Raw genomic sequence first — 15,698 nt, 5'->3', positions numbered from 1 at the left:
CGCCGCATCCCTGCCCTGGGGAGCGATGGCACGCCTGGCGGGGCGGCGACTGCTGTTCGCCGCCCCCATCCTCCTCGTCGTCACCTTCGGCGTCTTCGCCATCGCCGCCGCCTCCCCCTTCGACCCCGTCAGGGCGTACGCCGGCACCGCCGCCCTCGGCGCCGACCAGGAAACGCTGGACCGGCTGCGCGACAACCTCGGCGTCAACCAGCCCCTCACCGCCCGCTGGTGGCACTGGCTGACCTCCGCCCTCGGCGGAGACCTCGGCCAGTCCAGCGTGCTGCGCCAGCCGGTCGCCCAGGTGATCGGCGAACGCCTCCTGTGGTCCTCACTGCTGTGCGCGGTCGCGTTCGTGGCCGCCGTGCTGACCGGCACCCTGCTGGGGGTACTGGCCGCACGGCGGCCGGGCTCCTGGCTGGACCGGGGCGTCACCTCGCTCGCCTACACCCTGGAGGCCGCACCGGTCTTCTGGATCGCGCTGCTGGCCGTCTGGCTCTTCGCCCTCCAGCTGGACGTCCTCCCGGCCGGTGGCCTCACCGACACCGCCAGCGAACAGGTCACCCCAGGCCAGGTGACAAGCCACCTGATCCTGCCCGCCGGAGTGCTCGCAGTCTCCCAACTCCCCTGGTTCACCCTCTACGTACGCCAAGGGGTCACCGGCGCCCTCGCCGAGGACCCCGTACGCGGCGCCCGCGCACGGGGCCTGAGCGAGCACACCGTCCTGCTCGGCCACGCCCTGCGCTCCGGACTGCTCCCGGTACTCACGCTGATCGGCTCCCGCGTCCCCGAACTCATCACCGGCGCCCTGCTGGTGGAGACCGTCTTCAGCTGGCCGGGCATCGCGGCGGCCACAGTCGAGGCCGCCACCGCCGTCGACTTCCCCCTCCTCGCCGCCCTCACCACACTCGCCACCGCCGCCGTCCTCGCCGGCAACCTGCTCGCCGACCTGCTCTACGGATTGTTCGACCCGAGGGTGAAGTTCAGTGACATGTGACTCCCCCGCTCCCGACCCGGCCGCCTGGCGGTCCTACGGGACGAAACGCCGCTCCACCCGGACCGTACGGGTGCGTACCTCCGCCGTTCTGGTCACCGCGACGGCCCTCGCCGTACTCCTCGTGCCGCCGCTGGTCCAACTCGACCAGCAGGCCGTCGACCTGTCCTCGAAACTGCTCCCGCCGAGCTGGTCGCACCCCTTCGGCACCGACGACGTCGGCAGGGACCTGCTCCTGCGCTGCGTCTACGGCCTGCGGGTCTCCCTGCTGGTCGGCGTGGCCGCAGCGCTCACGGCCACCGTGATCGGCACCGCGGTCGGTGCTGCCGCCGGGGCCCTGGGCGGCTGGGCCGACCGCGGCCTCATGCGGTTGGTCGACACCTTCTCGTCCGTACCCCACCTGCTGCTCGGCATCTTCATCGTCGCGATGTTCCGGCCCGGCGTATGGCCGGTGGTGGTCTCGGTCGCGCTCACCCACTGGCTGTCCACCGCCCGGATCGTGCGCGCCGAGGTGCTGTCCCTGCGCTCCCGCCCCTACATCGACGCCGCCGTCTCCGGCGGCGCATCCCGGTGGCGGATCGCGGTACGACACCTGCTGCCCGGCGTGCTGCCCCAGGCCGCACTGGCCGCCGTGCTGATGGTGCCGCACGCCATGTGGCACGAGTCGGCGCTGTCCTTCCTCGGACTGGGCCTGCCCACCCACATGGCCAGCCTCGGCAACCTCATCCAGAGCGCACGCGGCTCACTGCTCGCCGGACAGTGGTGGCCGACCCTCTTCCCCGGCCTGTTCATCATCATCCCCACCCTCGCCATCGCCGGCCTCGCCGGGGCATGGCGGGAACGGATCAACCCCCGCAGCCGATCGGAGCTGATGCTGTGACACAGCCACCCCCGATCCTCTCGGTCCGCGGCATGTCGGTGCGCTTCCTGATGCCCGGCGATCGCCGCATCGCCGCCGTCACCGACGCCCGCTTCGACGTCGCGGCCGGCGAATGCCTCGCCCTCATCGGCGAGAGCGGCTGCGGCAAGTCCGTCCTCGCCTCCGCCCTCCTCGGCCTCCTCCCCGCCAACGCCCAGACCGCGGGCGAGGCCCGCCTCGGCGACCTCGACCTGCTCGCCGCCGACGAACGGACTCTGGCCCGCGCCATCCGGGGCCGCCGCATCGGCCTCGTCCCGCAGAGCCCGGCCGCACACCTCACACCGGTGCGCACCATCCGCTCCCAGCTGGAGGAGACGGTCACCGCGCTGACGGACGTCCGAGGCCGCACGGCCGTACGCAAAGCCGCCGAAGCATCCGCGTCCCGCACGGCATTCCCCCTCGACCACCTCGACCGCCACCCCCACGAACTCTCCGGCGGCCTCGCCCAACGCGCCGCCACCGCCCTCGCCCTCGTCGGCAACGCGCCCCTCCTGCTCGCCGACGAACCCACCACCGGACTCGACCGTGACCTGGTCGAGCACACGGTCGACGAACTACGCCGCCACATCGACGACGCCGACCGCGCCCTGCTGATGATCACCCATGACCTGGCCGCCGCCGAGCGAACAGCCGACCGCGTCGCCGTCATGTACGCGGGCCGCATCGTCGAGATCACCGATGCCAACGCCTTCTTCGGCACGCCCGGCCCCCGCCACCCCTACAGCCGGGGCCTGCTAGACGCCCTGCCCGACCGCGTCTTCGCCCCCATCCCCGGCATGCCCCCGGAACTCGGCGACCTCCCCGACGGCTGCGCGTTCGCACCACGCTGCACCCGCGTCACCGGCACCTGCACCACAGCCCCTCCGATGACGAACTCCGTCGCCTGCCATCACCCGCACGTCGCGGAGGACGCCCGTGCTTGAACTGCACGCCATCACCGCCGGATACGACCGCCACGCACCCGTCATCCGAGGCGCCTCTCTCACCGTCGAACCTGGCGAAGCCGTCGGCCTGCTCGGCCCCAGCGGCTGCGGCAAATCCACCCTCGCCCGTGTCGCCGCCCTCCTGCACCGTCCCGACTCCGGAACCGTCCACCTCGACGGCACACCGGTACGCCACTGGCGCCACCGCGCCCCGCGTGAACAGCGCACTGCCTTCGGCGTCGTCTTCCAGCAACCCAGACTTTCGGCGGACCCCCGGCTGAAACTCACCGACCTGATCGCCGAACCCCTGCGCGCCACCGGCCGCCGCAAGGCACTACTGCCCGAACGGGTCACCGAGCTCGCGGCAACCGTCGGCCTGACTCCGGACCTGCTCGGAAGACGCCCCCACGAAGTCAGCGACGGCCAACTCCAACGCGCCTGCCTCGCCCGCGCCCTCATCCTTCGCCCGCGCTGGCTCATCTGCGACGAGATGACCGCCATGCTCGACGCCTCCACCACCGCAGCCCTCGTCACGGTCGTCGAGGACTACCGCCACACCACCGGCGCCGGCCTGCTCGCCGTCGGCCACGACCGCACCCTCCTGTCCCGCTGGTGCGACCGCACCATCCACTGGGAGACGCTCCGCGGTTAACCGTTCATCGCTGGGGGCAACGCGACATCAGCCCACACCAGCACGGACACGCCTGACGAGACTGTCGAGCGCGTCCGAGGCTTGCCGTCCCGCCCTCCGCAGACTTCCCGACCACTCTCACCCCCACAGGGCGCCCCACGTGCCCCACCTGCGTATCGACAGGTCGGACGGAACTGACGGTATTTGAGGCCAAAACCGACCCGGTTCCCGGCAAAGACAATCAGCGAGATGTTCTAGCCAGTGATCACTTCCAGGTTCTACCGCGGGGGCGACCAGCAGTGATCGAGTTCAGCCAGAGTGGGTTGGCAAGAAGACACCTCGTACATGTACTTCGCGGTGCATCCGGTGCCGAGATGTCCGCTACAGACCGGCACCAGACCACATTTGACACCCGAGATGCCGGATATGCCGCACGCATGGCGGACAGAGACGACGATACCTAGAACCCAAATTCGCCCCGGATTCGACCCGGGGAGTTTGTTCAGCGAGTGAACATAGCCTCTGACCTGCGGAAATAAAGGGCGGCAGACGAGCAGAGCTATACGCCGGGTTCTGTCACCCAACCGCCTCGCGGCGGCCGGGGAGACGGCCATCCATCTAGGGCCGGTGTTGCCACCGGCCTCGTGCGGTCTACCCGCGGACTCGGGCGGGCAGCCCTCGAGCGTCCGCGCAGAGCGCGCCTTTTACAGCGGCTCCTTTTGACCTTGCTCCGGGTGGGGTTTACCTAGCTGCCCAGGTCGCCCTGGGCACTGGTGGTCTCTTACACCACCGTTTCACCCTTACCCGGCGCCGAAGCACCGGGCGGTTTGTTTTCTGTGGCACTGTCCCGCGGGTCACCCCGGGTGGCCGTTAGCCACCACCTTGCCCTGTGGAGCCCGGACGTTCCTCGGGAAGCCCCCTAGGGGGACTCCACGCGGCCGTCCGCCCGGCTCGTCTGCCGTGTCGACCATGTTACCGGGCGCCTGTCCCGGCGGGGACCAGCCGCCGTCGCCAGCACCGAACCCGCCAGGATCAGGGCGAAGGCCAGCAGGACGCCGGTCGTCAACGGTTCGTCCAGGAAGATCGCGCCGGCCGCCACCGCCACCGCCGGGTTCACGTACGTGATCACCGTCGAGCGCGTCGGGCCTATCTCCTTGATCAGTTCCAGGAAGGCCACGAAGGCGATCGCCGTGCAGATCGTGCCGAGGGCCGCCAGGGAGGAGAGGACGGGGGTGGACGGCATCTCAGAAGGCCAGGTCAGGGCCGCCGGTATGGCGTAGACGAGCGCGGAGAGGGCCAGGCAGGGGGCTATGAGCTGCAGCGTCGGGACGTCCTTCAGGCGGCGGGCCGCGATCAGAGGGGCCGTCGCGTAGCCCACCACCGTCAGCAGCACCTCGGCCAGGGAGCGCGCGTCTCCGCCGGTCAGGTGGGGGATCGTGAGGACTCCCACGCCCGCCAGGCCCACCGCCAGGCCCGTCATCCGGCGGGCGCCCAGGATCTCTCCCTCTCCGAAGAAGCGGGCCGCGAGCACGCCGACGATCGGGACTCCCGCGATCAGCAGGCCCGCCGTGGAGCTGGAGAGGTGGCGCTCGGCGTCGGTCAGGGTGAACCAGGGGCCGATGATCTCTATGCACGCGAAGGCCAGCATGGGCGCCCAGTGCGCCCGGACGGTCCGCACGAAGCCGCCTTGGCGGATCGCGAAGGGCAGCAGGAGCAGTGCGCCCAGCGCGCACCGCGTGAACACCACCATCGACGGGGAGAGGTCCTCCACCGCCACCTTGATCAGCAGGTAGGGGATGCCCCAGACCACTCCCATCAGGGAGAACAGGAACCAGCCGCGTGCAGTCATGCCCGCAGTTTCGGTCCGGTCAGTACCGTGCGTCTTGAACGCTGTTGCGGTACGCCGCCGGCGTCACGCCCAGGACCCTGCGGAACCAGCGGGTCAGGTGTGCCTGGTCCGCGAAGCCGACCAGCGGGGCCACCTCGGCGGGGCGCAGGCCGGCGTCCAGCAGGGCGCGGGCGCGGTGCACGCGGTGCTGGGCCAGCCAGGCGTACGGCGGTACCCCCATCGTCGTACGGAATGCGCGGAGGAGTTGGTAGCGGGACAGGTCCAGGCCCTCGGCCAGGTCGGCGAGGGAGGGGGGTGCCTGGAGTTCGTCGGCCAGGCGGTCGCGTACCGCGAGCGCTATGCGGTGTGCGCCGGGGACGGTGTCCGGCAGCGGCCTGGCCGTCGAGTGGCGGCGGGACAGGGCCGTCAGGAGCCAGGGGAGGCGGGATTCCGCCTCCAGGGGGTCGGGGCAGGTGCTCAGGGTGGTGTGGGCGGCGCGGAAGGCCGCGGCGAGTTCCGGGTCGTCTATCAGGGGCTCGCGGAAGTGCGGGGTGCCGCCCAGGGTGCCCTCGGTGAGGAGGGAAGGGCCGGCGTACAGGGCGCGGTAGGCGTAGCCGTCGGTGGGGTTGCCGGGGCCGCCGGTGTGCATCTCGCCGGGGGCGAGGACGACGATGGAGCCGGGGCCCGTGCGGATGTGGCCGCCCCGGTAGTCGATGATCTCCGAGCCTCCGACGCAGACGCCGACCGTGAACTCGTCGTGGGCGTGTGGGGCGTAGACGTGCTTGTCGAAGCGGGCGGTCAGGAGGTCGAGGGGCGGGCCGCAGCGGCCCAGCCTCGCTCTCGTCCACAGTGCCTGTTCCATGCCTGCCGCACCCCTTCGTCCGCTCGAAGGGTGCAACACGGGGCGGGTCGGAGAAAGTCCGAGGTGTCCGAGGTGTCCGAGGTGTCCGGGGCGAAGGCGTCCGCCCTTGACCCTGCCGCAGCGTCAACGTCTCTACTGGTCCCATGCGGATCGGAGAACTCGCCGAGGCTGTCGGCGTCACCACGCGGGCCGTGCGGCATTACCACCATCAGGGGCTGCTGCCCGAGCCCGAGCGGCTGGCCAACGGGTATCGGGACTACACGCTGCGGCACGCCGTCGTGCTCTCGCGGATCCGGCGGTTGACCGAGCTCGGGCTCGGGCTGGCGGAGATCAGGGACGTCCTCGCCGAGGATGCGGGGAGGGTCCTCGCGGAGGGCCCCGGGGAGGAGCTCGCCGAGGTCGCCGGGAAGGACCTCGTCGAGGTGCTCACCGAGCTCGATCAGGAGCTGGCCCGGCAGGAGGCGGCGATCCGGGAGCGGCGGGAACGGTTGCGGGTGTTGCTGGAGGCGGAGCATCTGCCTGCCGAGGGGCCGGTCTCCCCGGAGCTCACCGCGCTGTTCGCGCGGACGGCGGAGCGGGTCTCCGAGTCCCCCATGGCCGCCCTGGACCGCGAGGTCCTCGCCCTGATGGAGACGGCCGCGCCCCCGGCCGAACGGGAACGGCTGCTCACGGCCCTCGGCTCGCTCCTCGAGTCACCGGAGGCGGTGGCCCGCGTCGACGAGGCGTACGCCCTGCTGGACGCCCTCGCCGACGCCGAGCCCGACGACCCCCGGGTGGAGACGGCCGCCCGGCGGCTCGCCGAGTGCACCCCGCGCGAGCTGCTCCCGGACCGCGCCGCCATCGATCACGAGCACTCCTTCCTGCGGGCCCTGTACGCCGACTTCGCCCCCGCCCAGGCGGAAGCCGTCCGCCGGACCCTGCGCATCCTCACGGAGGAGCCGTGAGAGCGGTCCGGGCACTTGTCCTGCATGAGATACGGCTCCTCGTCAGCCTGGTGCTGTGGGCCGGCCGGCGGCTGCACGGGGTCGGGGGCGGGCGGGCGTTCGGGTATGCGCGGGGGCAGGGCGCGGTGATGGCCGGGTTCGGGTTCGTGTGCCTCGTCGAGACGTTCACCATGTCGGTGCTGCTGCGCGACCGGCCCACCGCGCACCGGGTGGTGCTGGTCGTCGACGTCTACACCCTGCTGTTCGTGGTCGGGCTGTACGCCGCGATGGTGGTGCGGCCGCATGTCCTGTACGGCCATGAGCTGCGCGTCCGGTACGCCGGTCACGTCGATCTGCGGATCCCGCTGGATCGGGTCGCGGCGGTACGGCGTGAGCGGGCGCACACCCATGAGCGGGCCGACGCCGAGCTGAACCTCGCGGTCGGGTCACAGACCTCCCTCACCCTGGAACTGACCGAGCCCGTCCCCCACTTCAGCCTCCTCGGCCGCCGCCGGGACATCACCGTCGTCCGTCTGCACGCCGACGACGCCGGCAGTCTCGTACAAGCCGTCGCACAAGCCGTCACGCGAGAGCGAAACGCACCGTCCGGTGTGCTGGATCGGCCTCGGTGAGGCGGACGCGGAGGCGTTCGCCGAGGGGGAGCGGGTCGCCGTCGACGCGGCCGACGACCGCCGGGGACTCCAGCTGGACGGTTCCGGTGGTCGGGCGGTGGTCGTCCAGGTCGACGACGGAGCCTTCGAACACCTCGCCCACCCGGTCCTTCAGCAGCGCCGCCTCGACGAGGTCCACGCAGGCCCGCTCGACGGCGTTCGCGCGGCGTCCGCCCTCGGCCATCTCCTTCGGCAGGGCGTCCAGGGCGGCGAGCACCCCTTCGGGCGGGGGCTCGCCCGCGACGGCGGCGAGGCAGAGTTCGGTGGCGTAGCGGTCGGCGAGGCGGCGGAGAGGGGCCGTGCAGTGGGCGTAGGGGGCGGCGACGGCGGAGTGGGTGGTGATGTCCGGCAGCCTCCCGTCACGGAAGACGGTGTAGCCGGCGCCCCGGAGCAGGGTCGTGCACTCCTGGAGGAAGGCCGCGTGGGCGGGGCGGTGCGGGTCCAGGGAGCGGACGAGGGCGGCGTACGAGACGTGATGCGGCCAGTCGATGCGCAGGGCGTGCGCCGTGCGGCGCAGTCTGCCGACGGCGCCGTCGGGGGCGGGGGGCAGGGTGCGCAGGATGCCGGTGCCCGAGGCCAGCATCAGGTCGGCCGCGGCCATGCCGGTGAGGAGGGAGAGCTGGGCGTTCCAGCCCTCGGCGGGGAGCGGGGCGCGGTAGGTGAGTTCGTAGCCGTGGTCGTGGTCGACGATCTCCTGTTCGGGGGCGTTGAGGGAGATGCCGCCGCGCTCCGCCTCCAGGGTCTCCCGCAGGCGCCCCACCTCGGCGAGCAGGCTCAGCGGCTCCTCCGCCGTTCCGTCGTCGATCCGGCGCTGCGCCTGCGCGTAGTCGAGTCTGGTGCGGCTGCGGACGAGGGCGCGGCGCAGGTCGACGGCGAGGGTACGGCCGTCCGCGTCGAGGTCGACGGTCCACAGCGCGGCGGGGCGGTCCCGGCCGGGCAGCAGGCTGGCGGCGCCCTCGCTCAGGACGGCCGGGTGCAGCGGGAGCTTCCCGTCGGGGAAGTAGAGGGTGGTGACGCGGCGGTGGGCCTCCTCGTCCACCGGTCCGCCGGGTACGACGAAGGCGGCGACGTCGGCGATGGCGTACCGGACGCGGTAGCCGGTGCCCTGCCGGGACAGGTGCAGTGCCTGGTCGAGGTCGGTGGCGCCGGGCGGGTCGATGGTGAGGAACGGGATGTCGGTGGCGTCGTACGGCGGCAGCGCCGGGGCCCTGGCCGCGCGTTCCGCCTCGGCCAGGACGCCGAGCGGGAAGGCGAGCGGCGCGCCGAGCTCGGTGCGCAGCTGGTCGAGGGCGTCCCGCAGGGCGGCTTCGGGGGCACCGGTCACGCGGATGTGGCGGCGGGGCATACGGCGAGCGTAGGGCGAGGGCGGCCCGGTGGCACGCCGTACGCTGTCGCAGAGCCCCACCGAGAAGGAGAACCCCGTGCTTGTCCTGCTGCCGCCCTCCGAGGGAAAGGCCTCGTCCGGTCGTGGCGCGCCGTTGAAGCTGGAGTCGCTGGCGCTGCCCGGACTGACCGCCGCCCGGGAGGCCGTGCTCGGTGAGCTGGCCGAGCTGTGCGCGAGCGACGAGGAGAAGGCGCGCGAGGTGCTCGGGCTCAGCGAGGGACTGCGCGGCGAGGTCGCCAAGAACGCGGAACTGCACACCGCGGGCGCGCGGCCCGCCGGGGAGATCTACACGGGGGTCCTGTACGACGCCCTGGACCTGGCCTCGCTGGACGCGCCCGCGAAGAGGCGCGCGGGGCGGTCGCTGCTGGTGTTCTCGGGGCTGTGGGGCGCCGTCCGGGTGACGGACCGGATCCCGTCGTACCGCTGTTCGATGGGGGTGCGGCTGCCGGGGCTCGGGGCGCTGGGCACGCACTGGCGTGCGCCGATGGCGGAGGCGTTGCCCGAGGCGGCCGGGGACGGGCTGGTGCTCGACCTGCGGTCGGCGGCGTACGGGGCGGCGTGGAAGCCGAGGGGCGAGGTCGCCGGGCGGACCGCGACGGTACGGGTGCTGCACGCGCCGACCCGGAAGGTCGTCAGCCACTTCAACAAGGCGACGAAGGGGCGGATCGTACGGAGTCTGCTGGCGGCCGGGATCGCGCCGAAGGGCCCGGCGGAGCTGGTGGAGGCGCTGCGCGAGCTCGGGTACGTGGTGGAGGTGCGGGAGCCGGCGCGGGCAGGGACGCCCTGGACGCTGGATGTGCTGGTGGACGAGGTGCACTGAACCCGGGCACCAGGCCTGCGTCATTGCAGCATGCGCAATGACCTTTGCGCGGGTTGCACCCCGAGGGCAGGATGAGGCGCATGACCTCACCGCTGCCCTCCTCTTCGGCTGCCTCGGTACTGGATCTGGCGCCGGTCGTGCCCGTCGTGGTCCTCGACGACGTGTCCGACGCCGTGCCGTTGGCGCGGGCGCTGGTGGCGGGCGGGCTGACCGCGATCGAGGTGACGCTGCGGACGCCGGTCGCGCTCGACGCGATCCGGGAGATCTCCGGGGCGGTCCCGGAGGCCGTGGTCGGGGCCGGGACCGTGATCGCGCCGGAGCAGGTCACGGCGTGCGCGGCGGCGGGGGCGCGGTTCCTGGTGAGCCCGGGCTGGACGGACGTACTGCTGACGGCGATGCGGGCGTCCGGGCTGCCGTGTCTGCCGGGGGTGTCGACCACGTCCGAGGTGGTGGCGCTGCTGGAGCGCGGGGTGCGGGAGATGAAGTTCTTCCCGGCGCAGGCGGCGGGGGGTACGGCGTATCTGCGCTCGCTCGCCGGGCCGCTCCCCCAGGCCCGCTTCTGTCCGACGGGCGGGGTCGGCCCGGACAACGCGGCGGAGTATCTGGCGCTCCCGAACGTGGCGTGCGTGGGCGGGACCTGGATGCTGCCGGCGGACGCGGTGGCGGCGCGGGACTGGGCCCGGATCGAGGGCCTGGCGCGCGCCGCCTCCCGGCTCAGGGACGCAGGTGGGACGTGTCGTTGAAGAGGCGGACGCTGGCGTTTCCGTCGGCGTAGTACGCCACCGCCGACAGCGAGGCCGCCGAGAGCTCCATACGGAACAGCGACTCGGGCGGGGCGCCCAGGGCCAGCCGGACGAACGTCTTGATCGGGGTTACATGGGTGACCAGCAGGACCGTACGGCCCGCGTACGCCGCGACCAGCTTGTCGCGGGTGGCGGCGACCCGGGTGGCGGTGGCCGCGAAGCTCTCGCCGCCGCCGGTCGGTTCGGCCTCGGGGTCGCCGAGCCAGCGGGTCAGATCCTCGGGGTGGCGCTCCTGGACCTCGCCGAAGGTGAGGCCCTCCCAGGCGCCGAAGTCCGTCTCGATCAGCCCTTCCTCGATCGTGACCTCCAGACCGAGGCGGGCGGCGACGGCACCGGCGGTCTGGCGGGTGCGGGCCAGCGGGGAGGCGAGGATGTGCTGGATCGTGCCGCGCCGGGCGAGCGCCGCCGCGACCCGCTCGGCCTGCTCCCGGCCCACCTCGGAGAGGGAGGGGTCGGTGCCGCCGCGGCCGGAGAACCGCTTCTGCGGGGTGAGCGGGGTCTCGCCGTGCCGGAGCAGGACGAAGGTGGCGGGGGCGCCGAGGTCGGGGGCGGAACCCCAGCCGACGGAGGGTTTACCGGCAGGCGTGGCGACCGTCCGGGCCGCCCGCAGATCGGCGGCGGCCTTCGGGACGGCGGTGGGGTCGGTGTCGGCGGCAGGGTCGGTGTCGGCGGCACCGGCAGAGCCGTTGGCCTCAGCGCCCTTCGAGCTGCTCATCCCGGCCTCCGTCGCATCAGCGTCCGTCGTATCAGCGTCCGTCGTATCAGCCGCCGTCGTATCAGCCGCCGTCGAGGACGACGTACGCGCCGCGGCCAGTGCCTCGCGGGCCCTCGCCGCGCCCGCAGTCGCGTCTCCGGGCGGGCCGGCGGGCTCCGGCGCGGTCGCGGTGGCGCGGGCGGTCGCGGCCGTGTTCAGGGCGGCCCGGGACGCCTCCGGGTCCCACTGTTCGCCGCGTCGCCCCGCGTCCATCGCCTCGTTGGCGAGACGGTCGGCGTGCTTGTTCCGCTCGCGCGGGATCCACTCGTAGGTGACCTGGGCGGGCGGGAGAAGCCGGGCGGCCTCGGTGGCCAGCGGCTTCATGTCGGGGTGCTTGATCTTCCAGCGGCCCGACATCTGCTCGACGACGAGCTTGGAGTCCATCCGCACGCGCACGGTGGCCGACGGGTCGAGTTCGAGGACGGCGCGCAGACCGGCGAGCAGCCCCCGGTACTCGGCCACGTTGTTCGTGGCGACCCCGATGAACTCGGCGCGCTCGACGAGGGTCTCCCCGGTCGCCGCGTCGATCACGACACTGCCGTACCCCGCGGGCCCGGGGTTGCCCCGCGACCCGCCGTCCGCCTCGACGATGAACTCCCGCACGCCGCGGCCCCCTTACAGCCCGGACTCGGACGTGCGCACGAGGATCCGACGGCAGTTCTCGCACCGTACGACGGTGTCGGGCGCCGCCTGCCGGATCTCGCTGAGCTCGGTGATGGCGAGCTCCTGGCGGCAGCCCTGGCAGGTGCGTGCGTACAGCTTGGCCGCGCCGATGCCGCCCTGCTGCTCGCGCAGCTTGTCGTACAGCTTGAGCAGGTCGGCGGGGACGGACCCGGCGACGACCTCGCGCTCCTTGGTGACCGAGGCGGCCTCGCCGTCGATCTCCTCGCAGGCGGCCTCACGGCGGGCGGTCGCGTCGTCGATCTTGCCCTGGACGGCGCCGACCCGCTCGGTCAGCTCGGCGACCCGCTCCTGCGCGGACTCGCGGCGCTCCATGACCTCCAGGACGACGTCCTCGAGGTCGCCCTGGCGCTTGGCGAGGGAGACGATCTCCTTCTGGAGGTTCTCCAGGTCCTTGGGGGAGGTGACCGCGCCGGAGTCCAGGCGCTGCTGGTCGCGGGCGGCACGCTGGCGCACCTGGTCCACGTCCTGCTCGGCCTTGGTCTGCTCGCGGGCGGTGTCGCTCTCCTCGGTCTGCGCGGCCACGAGCAGGTCGCGCAGTTGCGTCAGATCCTTGGTCAGCGACTCGATCTCGGTGTGCTCGGGCAGCGACCTCCGCTTGTGGGCGAGCTGCTGCAGGCGGACGTCGAGGGCCTGGAGGTCGAGAAGGCGGATCTGGTCGGCGGGCGCGGCGTTCAGTTGGGGGCTCCCATTGCGCTAGAGGTGGTGGACGCCGCGTGGGCGGTCCAGGGGTCGGTGACCGTACGCGAGACATGGACCCGCAGGCCCCATCCGCTGCGGTCGGAGATCTCGTCGAGCTGGGCTGCGGCCAGCTCGCACCAGGGCCATTCGGTGGCCCAGTGCGCCGCGTCGAGCAGCGCGAGAGGACTGTGGGAGCGGGCCTCCGAGGCGGGGTGGTGGCGGAGGTCCGCGGTGAGGAAGGCGTCCACGCCGGCGGCGCGGACGTGGTTGAAGAGGCTGTCCCCGGAGCCGCCGCTGACGGCGACCGTGCGCACGAGCGCCTCGGGGTCGCCGGCCACCCTGATGCCCTGCGCGGTGGCGGGCAGCCGCTCGGCGGCGCGGGCGGCGAACTCTCGGACGGTGACCGGGTGGTCGAGCTCGCAGATCCGGCCGAGGCCGCGCCGCCCCTCGGGGTCGCTCGCGTCGGGCACGAGGGGTCGTACGACGCGCAGGTCGAGAGCGCCGGCGAGGGCGTCGCTCACGCCCGGGTCGGCGGTGTCGGCGTTGGTGTGCGCGACGTGCAGGGCGATGTCGTGCTTGATGAGGGTGTGCACGACCCGGCCCTTGAAGGTGGAGGCCGCGACGGTCGTCGTCCCGCGGAGGTAGAGGGGGTGGTGGGTGACCAGGAGGTCGGCCCCCAGCTTCACGGCTTCCTCTACGACGTCCTGTACGGGGTCGACGGCGAACAGCACCCGGGAGACGTCCTGATCCGGCTCCCCCACGACGGTGCCGACCGCGTCCCAGGACTCGGCCCGCTCGGCGGGCCACAGGTTCTCCAGCGCGGCGATGACTTCAGACAGACGGGGCACGGGGAAAAGGCTACCTGGCCGCTCTGCGGACCTGGGACGGCCGGGAGTCCGTGCGCATGACACCCGTACGGATCCGTACGCATGACACCCACCGGATCCGTACGCATGACACCCACCGGATCCGTGCGCATGACCCCGGCGACGCCCGCCGCGTGCGACACCGAGTCCGACCGCGTGCGGCACCGAGTCCCGCCCCGGTTCCGCGCCGAGTCCCGCCCGGGGCCGCGCCGAGTCCCGCGCCGGGCCGCGCCGGGCCACGCCGGGCCACGCCGGGCCACGCCGGGCCACGCCGGGCCACGCCGCGCCGCGCCGGGCCGCGCCGGGCCGCGCCGGGCCGGGCCGCGCCGGGGCCGGCACCCGACTCGGCGCCCGGTCCCACCGGGAGCAGCACAACCACCCCATACGCCTCGGGCGAATCGCTTCTGCACCACTCGTACGAGGGAAGCCCCCCGCCTCCGGCTCCCCCGCCCGCGCGTACGAAAACTAGCTTCGTCGCCGGAGGTGACCGACCCATGACGGCCTGTGCGACCGAACCCACCGCGGAGGACGGCGACGAGGACCCCACCCCGCCCGTCCCCTCGGCCCCCTGTGTGATCACCGCGGGCGGCGCCTACGGCGCTCGTCTCGCCCGCGGACCCCACCCCGACGCGTGGTTCCCGGAGCGCTGGACCCTCGACGGCCCCGAGCCCTATGCGGTACCGCTGCCCGTCCACCAGCCCGAGGAGCCCGGCACGGAGGTGCAGCCGCTGGCCGACGGCCGGGTGCTGGTCCGCCGGTCCGTCGAGGACCGGCACACCTTCTCCCTGCTCTACCCGACCGGCCCCGGCACCGGCGAGCTCCCCCTGGGCGCCGTGGAGTGCCGGGGCGAGAGGGCCCGGCTGCGGCTGCTGCCGCCGGCGCCCTGCGGCGAACGCGCCTACGCCCTCGCCGTGGGCGAGCACACCAGCACCGTGTGGCTGGTGGCCGGCGGCGCCTTCGGCCCCGAGCGGCTCGCCGACGTCCCGGGCCGCTGCTCGGGCGGCGTCTGGCTGGACGGTACGGGCCGCATGCTCGCCCTGGACCGGGAGCTCGGCGGCCGCACCAAGACGGTCGTGGTGGACCTGGAGCACGGCGAGGTCTCCCCGCTGCTGCAGATCGCCGCCGACAGCGACGACCGGCTCCTGCTCGCCGACCCCGACAGCGGCCTGCTGCTGATCCGCTCGGACGCGCCCTCCCCCGGCGCACCCCGGCTCGGCTGGGGCGTCCTCGGCAGCACCCTGCCGGTCCGGTTCCCGGAGTCCCTGCGGCTGCCCGACTGCACGCTCACGCCGTTCGCCGTCCAGCCCGGCCAGATACTGCTCCCCGAGCGCTGTGCGGTGGCGCTGCGCATCGACGGCTCCTTCGGCACCTGGGTCGGCACCTGGCGCCCCGCCGAACGGCGGCTCCATCAACTCGCCGCCCCCGAGGGCTGGCTGGCGGGCAGCGGCCTGTGGACGGCGGACGGCGTGCTGCGACTGCCGTACGCCACGCGGGACGAACCCTGCGCGGTGGCCCGCCTGGTCCCGCCGACCACCCCCGAGGAACCGGAGCCGGCCGCACCGGAACCGACGGTTCCAGAGCCCGCGGCCGCTCGTCCGGTCCCCCTGCAGCAGGCTCCCCTGGGCCGACTTGTAACGAACTAGCTGCGGTTGGCGTGGCCGCCTGGATTCGCCCCGTGGTGCGCCGGATAAAATCGCCCGGCTGTAAGAAAGATCATGTTGACGGGGTGAACTCACCAGATGAGCGACGCAAGCACGACGCAGCCGCTGTCCGCCGACGCCCAGGAGGCGGCCGGTCACGGCCGGCACCGGGGTCAGGTCTCGGCCCAGGACGGCAACGCGGCCCCCAGCGGGCGGCACCGCAAGCCGGCCGAGGACAAGGCCGAGGCGGCAGCCTGAGCGGCACGGCTGCCTGACAGTACGCCGACGGGGCTCCGCCGTCCATACCCGGACGGCGGAGCC

15 protein-coding genes, 1 other RNA gene and 1 pseudogene are annotated in these 15,698 nt (G+C 73.2%); 10 read left to right on the top strand and 7 right to left on the bottom strand.

What is annotated here, in order from left to right; genetic code table 11:
- Positions 1-25 precede the first annotated feature (25 nt).
- Genes ABZ464_RS40030 through ABZ464_RS40015 form a run of 4 tightly spaced genes read left to right on the top strand, consistent with a single transcriptional unit; the run spans position 26 to position 3,485 of the window.
- Positions 26-994 (top strand): ABC transporter permease, encoded by a 969-nt coding sequence (locus ABZ464_RS40030; protein WP_359286488.1) that lies wholly within the window; start codon positions 26-28, stop codon positions 992-994.
- Positions 984-1,871, top strand: coding sequence for an ABC transporter permease (locus tag ABZ464_RS40025; RefSeq protein WP_359286344.1), 888 nt, complete (start codon positions 984-986; stop codon positions 1,869-1,871). The genes ABZ464_RS40030 and ABZ464_RS40025 overlap by 11 nt, the downstream gene beginning before the upstream one ends.
- Positions 1,823-2,833: an ABC transporter ATP-binding protein gene (locus ABZ464_RS40020; protein ID WP_359286342.1), complete on the top strand. Its 1,011-nt coding sequence runs from the start codon at positions 1,823-1,825 to the stop codon at positions 2,831-2,833. The genes ABZ464_RS40025 and ABZ464_RS40020 overlap by 49 nt, the downstream gene beginning before the upstream one ends.
- Positions 2,826-3,485 carry an ATP-binding cassette domain-containing protein gene (locus tag ABZ464_RS40015; protein WP_359286339.1) on the top strand — a complete coding sequence of 220 codons (660 nt, stop codon included), beginning with the start codon at positions 2,826-2,828 and terminating at the stop codon, positions 3,483-3,485. The genes ABZ464_RS40020 and ABZ464_RS40015 overlap by 8 nt, the downstream gene beginning before the upstream one ends.
- 525 nt (positions 3,486-4,010) lie before the next feature.
- On the opposite strand, the gene rnpB is transcribed toward ABZ464_RS40015, so the two are convergent.
- From rnpB to ABZ464_RS40000, 3 genes and pseudogenes are all read right to left on the bottom strand, one after another.
- An RNA gene (rnpB, locus tag ABZ464_RS40010) (RNase P RNA component class A) lies at positions 4,011-4,418 on the bottom strand.
- Positions 4,419-4,533: 115 nt separating this feature from the next.
- Positions 4,534-5,280 (bottom strand): annotated as a pseudogene (locus tag ABZ464_RS40005) (DMT family transporter); the annotation flags it as partial.
- A 52-nt stretch (positions 5,281-5,332) separates the two neighbouring features.
- Positions 5,333-6,154, bottom strand: coding sequence for an AraC family transcriptional regulator (locus ABZ464_RS40000; protein ID WP_359286336.1), 822 nt, complete (start codon positions 6,152-6,154; stop codon positions 5,333-5,335).
- Between the two features lie 143 nt (positions 6,155-6,297).
- On the opposite strand from ABZ464_RS40000, the gene ABZ464_RS39995 reads away from it, so the two are divergent.
- Positions 6,298-7,098: a MerR family transcriptional regulator gene (locus ABZ464_RS39995; protein ID WP_359286333.1), complete on the top strand. Its 801-nt coding sequence runs from the start codon at positions 6,298-6,300 to the stop codon at positions 7,096-7,098.
- The gene (locus ABZ464_RS39990) at positions 7,095-7,709 is read left to right on the top strand and encodes a hypothetical protein (RefSeq protein WP_359286330.1); all 615 of its coding nucleotides are present in this window, start codon (positions 7,095-7,097) and stop codon (positions 7,707-7,709) included. Before ABZ464_RS39995 ends, ABZ464_RS39990 begins: the two co-directional genes overlap by 4 nt.
- On the opposite strand, the gene ABZ464_RS39985 is transcribed toward ABZ464_RS39990, so the two are convergent.
- Positions 7,660-9,093 (bottom strand): RNB domain-containing ribonuclease, encoded by a 1,434-nt coding sequence (locus tag ABZ464_RS39985; RefSeq protein WP_359286327.1) that lies wholly within the window; start codon positions 9,091-9,093, stop codon positions 7,660-7,662. The genes ABZ464_RS39990 and ABZ464_RS39985 overlap by 50 nt on opposite strands.
- A 76-nt stretch (positions 9,094-9,169) precedes the next feature.
- Between ABZ464_RS39985 and yaaA the strand changes: the two genes are divergently transcribed.
- Together yaaA and eda are read left to right on the top strand one after the other, a co-directional pair.
- Positions 9,170-9,952 carry a peroxide stress protein YaaA gene (gene yaaA / locus ABZ464_RS39980; protein ID WP_359286485.1) on the top strand — a complete coding sequence of 261 codons (783 nt, stop codon included), beginning with the start codon at positions 9,170-9,172 and terminating at the stop codon, positions 9,950-9,952.
- Between the two features lie 80 nt (positions 9,953-10,032).
- On the top strand, positions 10,033-10,695 hold the full coding sequence (gene eda, locus ABZ464_RS39975; protein WP_359286324.1) for a bifunctional 4-hydroxy-2-oxoglutarate aldolase/2-dehydro-3-deoxy-phosphogluconate aldolase: 663 nt from the start codon (positions 10,033-10,035) through the stop codon (positions 10,693-10,695).
- On the opposite strand, the gene ABZ464_RS39970 is transcribed toward eda, so the two are convergent.
- From ABZ464_RS39970 to ABZ464_RS39960, 3 genes are read right to left on the bottom strand one after another with little or no spacing between them, the layout of a single operon-like run.
- On the bottom strand, positions 10,667-12,112 hold the full coding sequence (locus ABZ464_RS39970; RefSeq protein ID WP_359286322.1) for a bifunctional RNase H/acid phosphatase: 1,446 nt from the start codon (positions 12,110-12,112) through the stop codon (positions 10,667-10,669). The genes eda and ABZ464_RS39970 overlap by 29 nt on opposite strands.
- A 12-nt stretch (positions 12,113-12,124) precedes the next feature.
- Positions 12,125-12,868: a C4-type zinc ribbon domain-containing protein gene (locus ABZ464_RS39965; RefSeq protein WP_359286482.1), complete on the bottom strand. Its 744-nt coding sequence runs from the start codon at positions 12,866-12,868 to the stop codon at positions 12,125-12,127.
- A complete protein-coding gene (locus ABZ464_RS39960) occupies positions 12,865-13,719 on the bottom strand; it encodes a Nif3-like dinuclear metal center hexameric protein (protein WP_359286319.1) in 855 nt (284 codons plus the stop codon). Before ABZ464_RS39960 ends, ABZ464_RS39965 begins: the two co-directional genes overlap by 4 nt.
- Before the next feature lie 512 nt (positions 13,720-14,231).
- On the opposite strand from ABZ464_RS39960, the gene ABZ464_RS39955 reads away from it, so the two are divergent.
- Both ABZ464_RS39955 and ABZ464_RS39950 read left to right on the top strand, forming a co-directional pair.
- Complete coding sequence (locus ABZ464_RS39955; RefSeq protein ID WP_359286316.1) at positions 14,232-15,380, top strand: hypothetical protein; 1,149 nt, start codon at positions 14,232-14,234, stop codon at positions 15,378-15,380.
- A 96-nt stretch (positions 15,381-15,476) separates the two neighbouring features.
- Positions 15,477-15,635 (top strand): hypothetical protein, encoded by a 159-nt coding sequence (locus ABZ464_RS39950; RefSeq protein ID WP_359286313.1) that lies wholly within the window; start codon positions 15,477-15,479, stop codon positions 15,633-15,635.
- Positions 15,636-15,698 lie beyond the last annotated feature (63 nt).

Origin of the sequence: Streptomyces sp. NPDC005820 (assembly GCF_040630255.1) — a bacterium.
In the GTDB taxonomy this organism is placed as follows: Bacteria; Actinomycetota; Actinomycetes; order Streptomycetales; family Streptomycetaceae; genus Streptomyces.
This window is presented reverse-complemented; position numbering and strand designations above follow the sequence as displayed.

Coding starts and splice junctions, on each gene's coding strand:
- ABZ464_RS39955 (WP_359286316.1), top strand. CDS start 14,232: ATGACGGCCTGTGCGACCGAACCCACCGCGGAGGACGGCGACGAGGAC.
- ABZ464_RS39950 (WP_359286313.1), top strand. CDS start 15,477: ATGAGCGACGCAAGCACGACGCAGCCGCTGTCCGCCGACGCCCAGGAG.
- ABZ464_RS40020 (WP_359286342.1), top strand. CDS start 1,823: ATGGCGGGAACGGATCAACCCCCGCAGCCGATCGGAGCTGATGCTGTG.
- ABZ464_RS39985 (WP_359286327.1), bottom strand. CDS start 9,093: ATGCCCCGCCGCCACATCCGCGTGACCGGTGCCCCCGAAGCCGCCCTG.
- eda (WP_359286324.1), top strand. CDS start 10,033: ATGACCTCACCGCTGCCCTCCTCTTCGGCTGCCTCGGTACTGGATCTG.
- ABZ464_RS40000 (WP_359286336.1), bottom strand. CDS start 6,154: ATGGAACAGGCACTGTGGACGAGAGCGAGGCTGGGCCGCTGCGGCCCG.
- ABZ464_RS40030 (WP_359286488.1), top strand. CDS start 26: ATGGCACGCCTGGCGGGGCGGCGACTGCTGTTCGCCGCCCCCATCCTC.
- ABZ464_RS39995 (WP_359286333.1), top strand. CDS start 6,298: ATGCGGATCGGAGAACTCGCCGAGGCTGTCGGCGTCACCACGCGGGCC.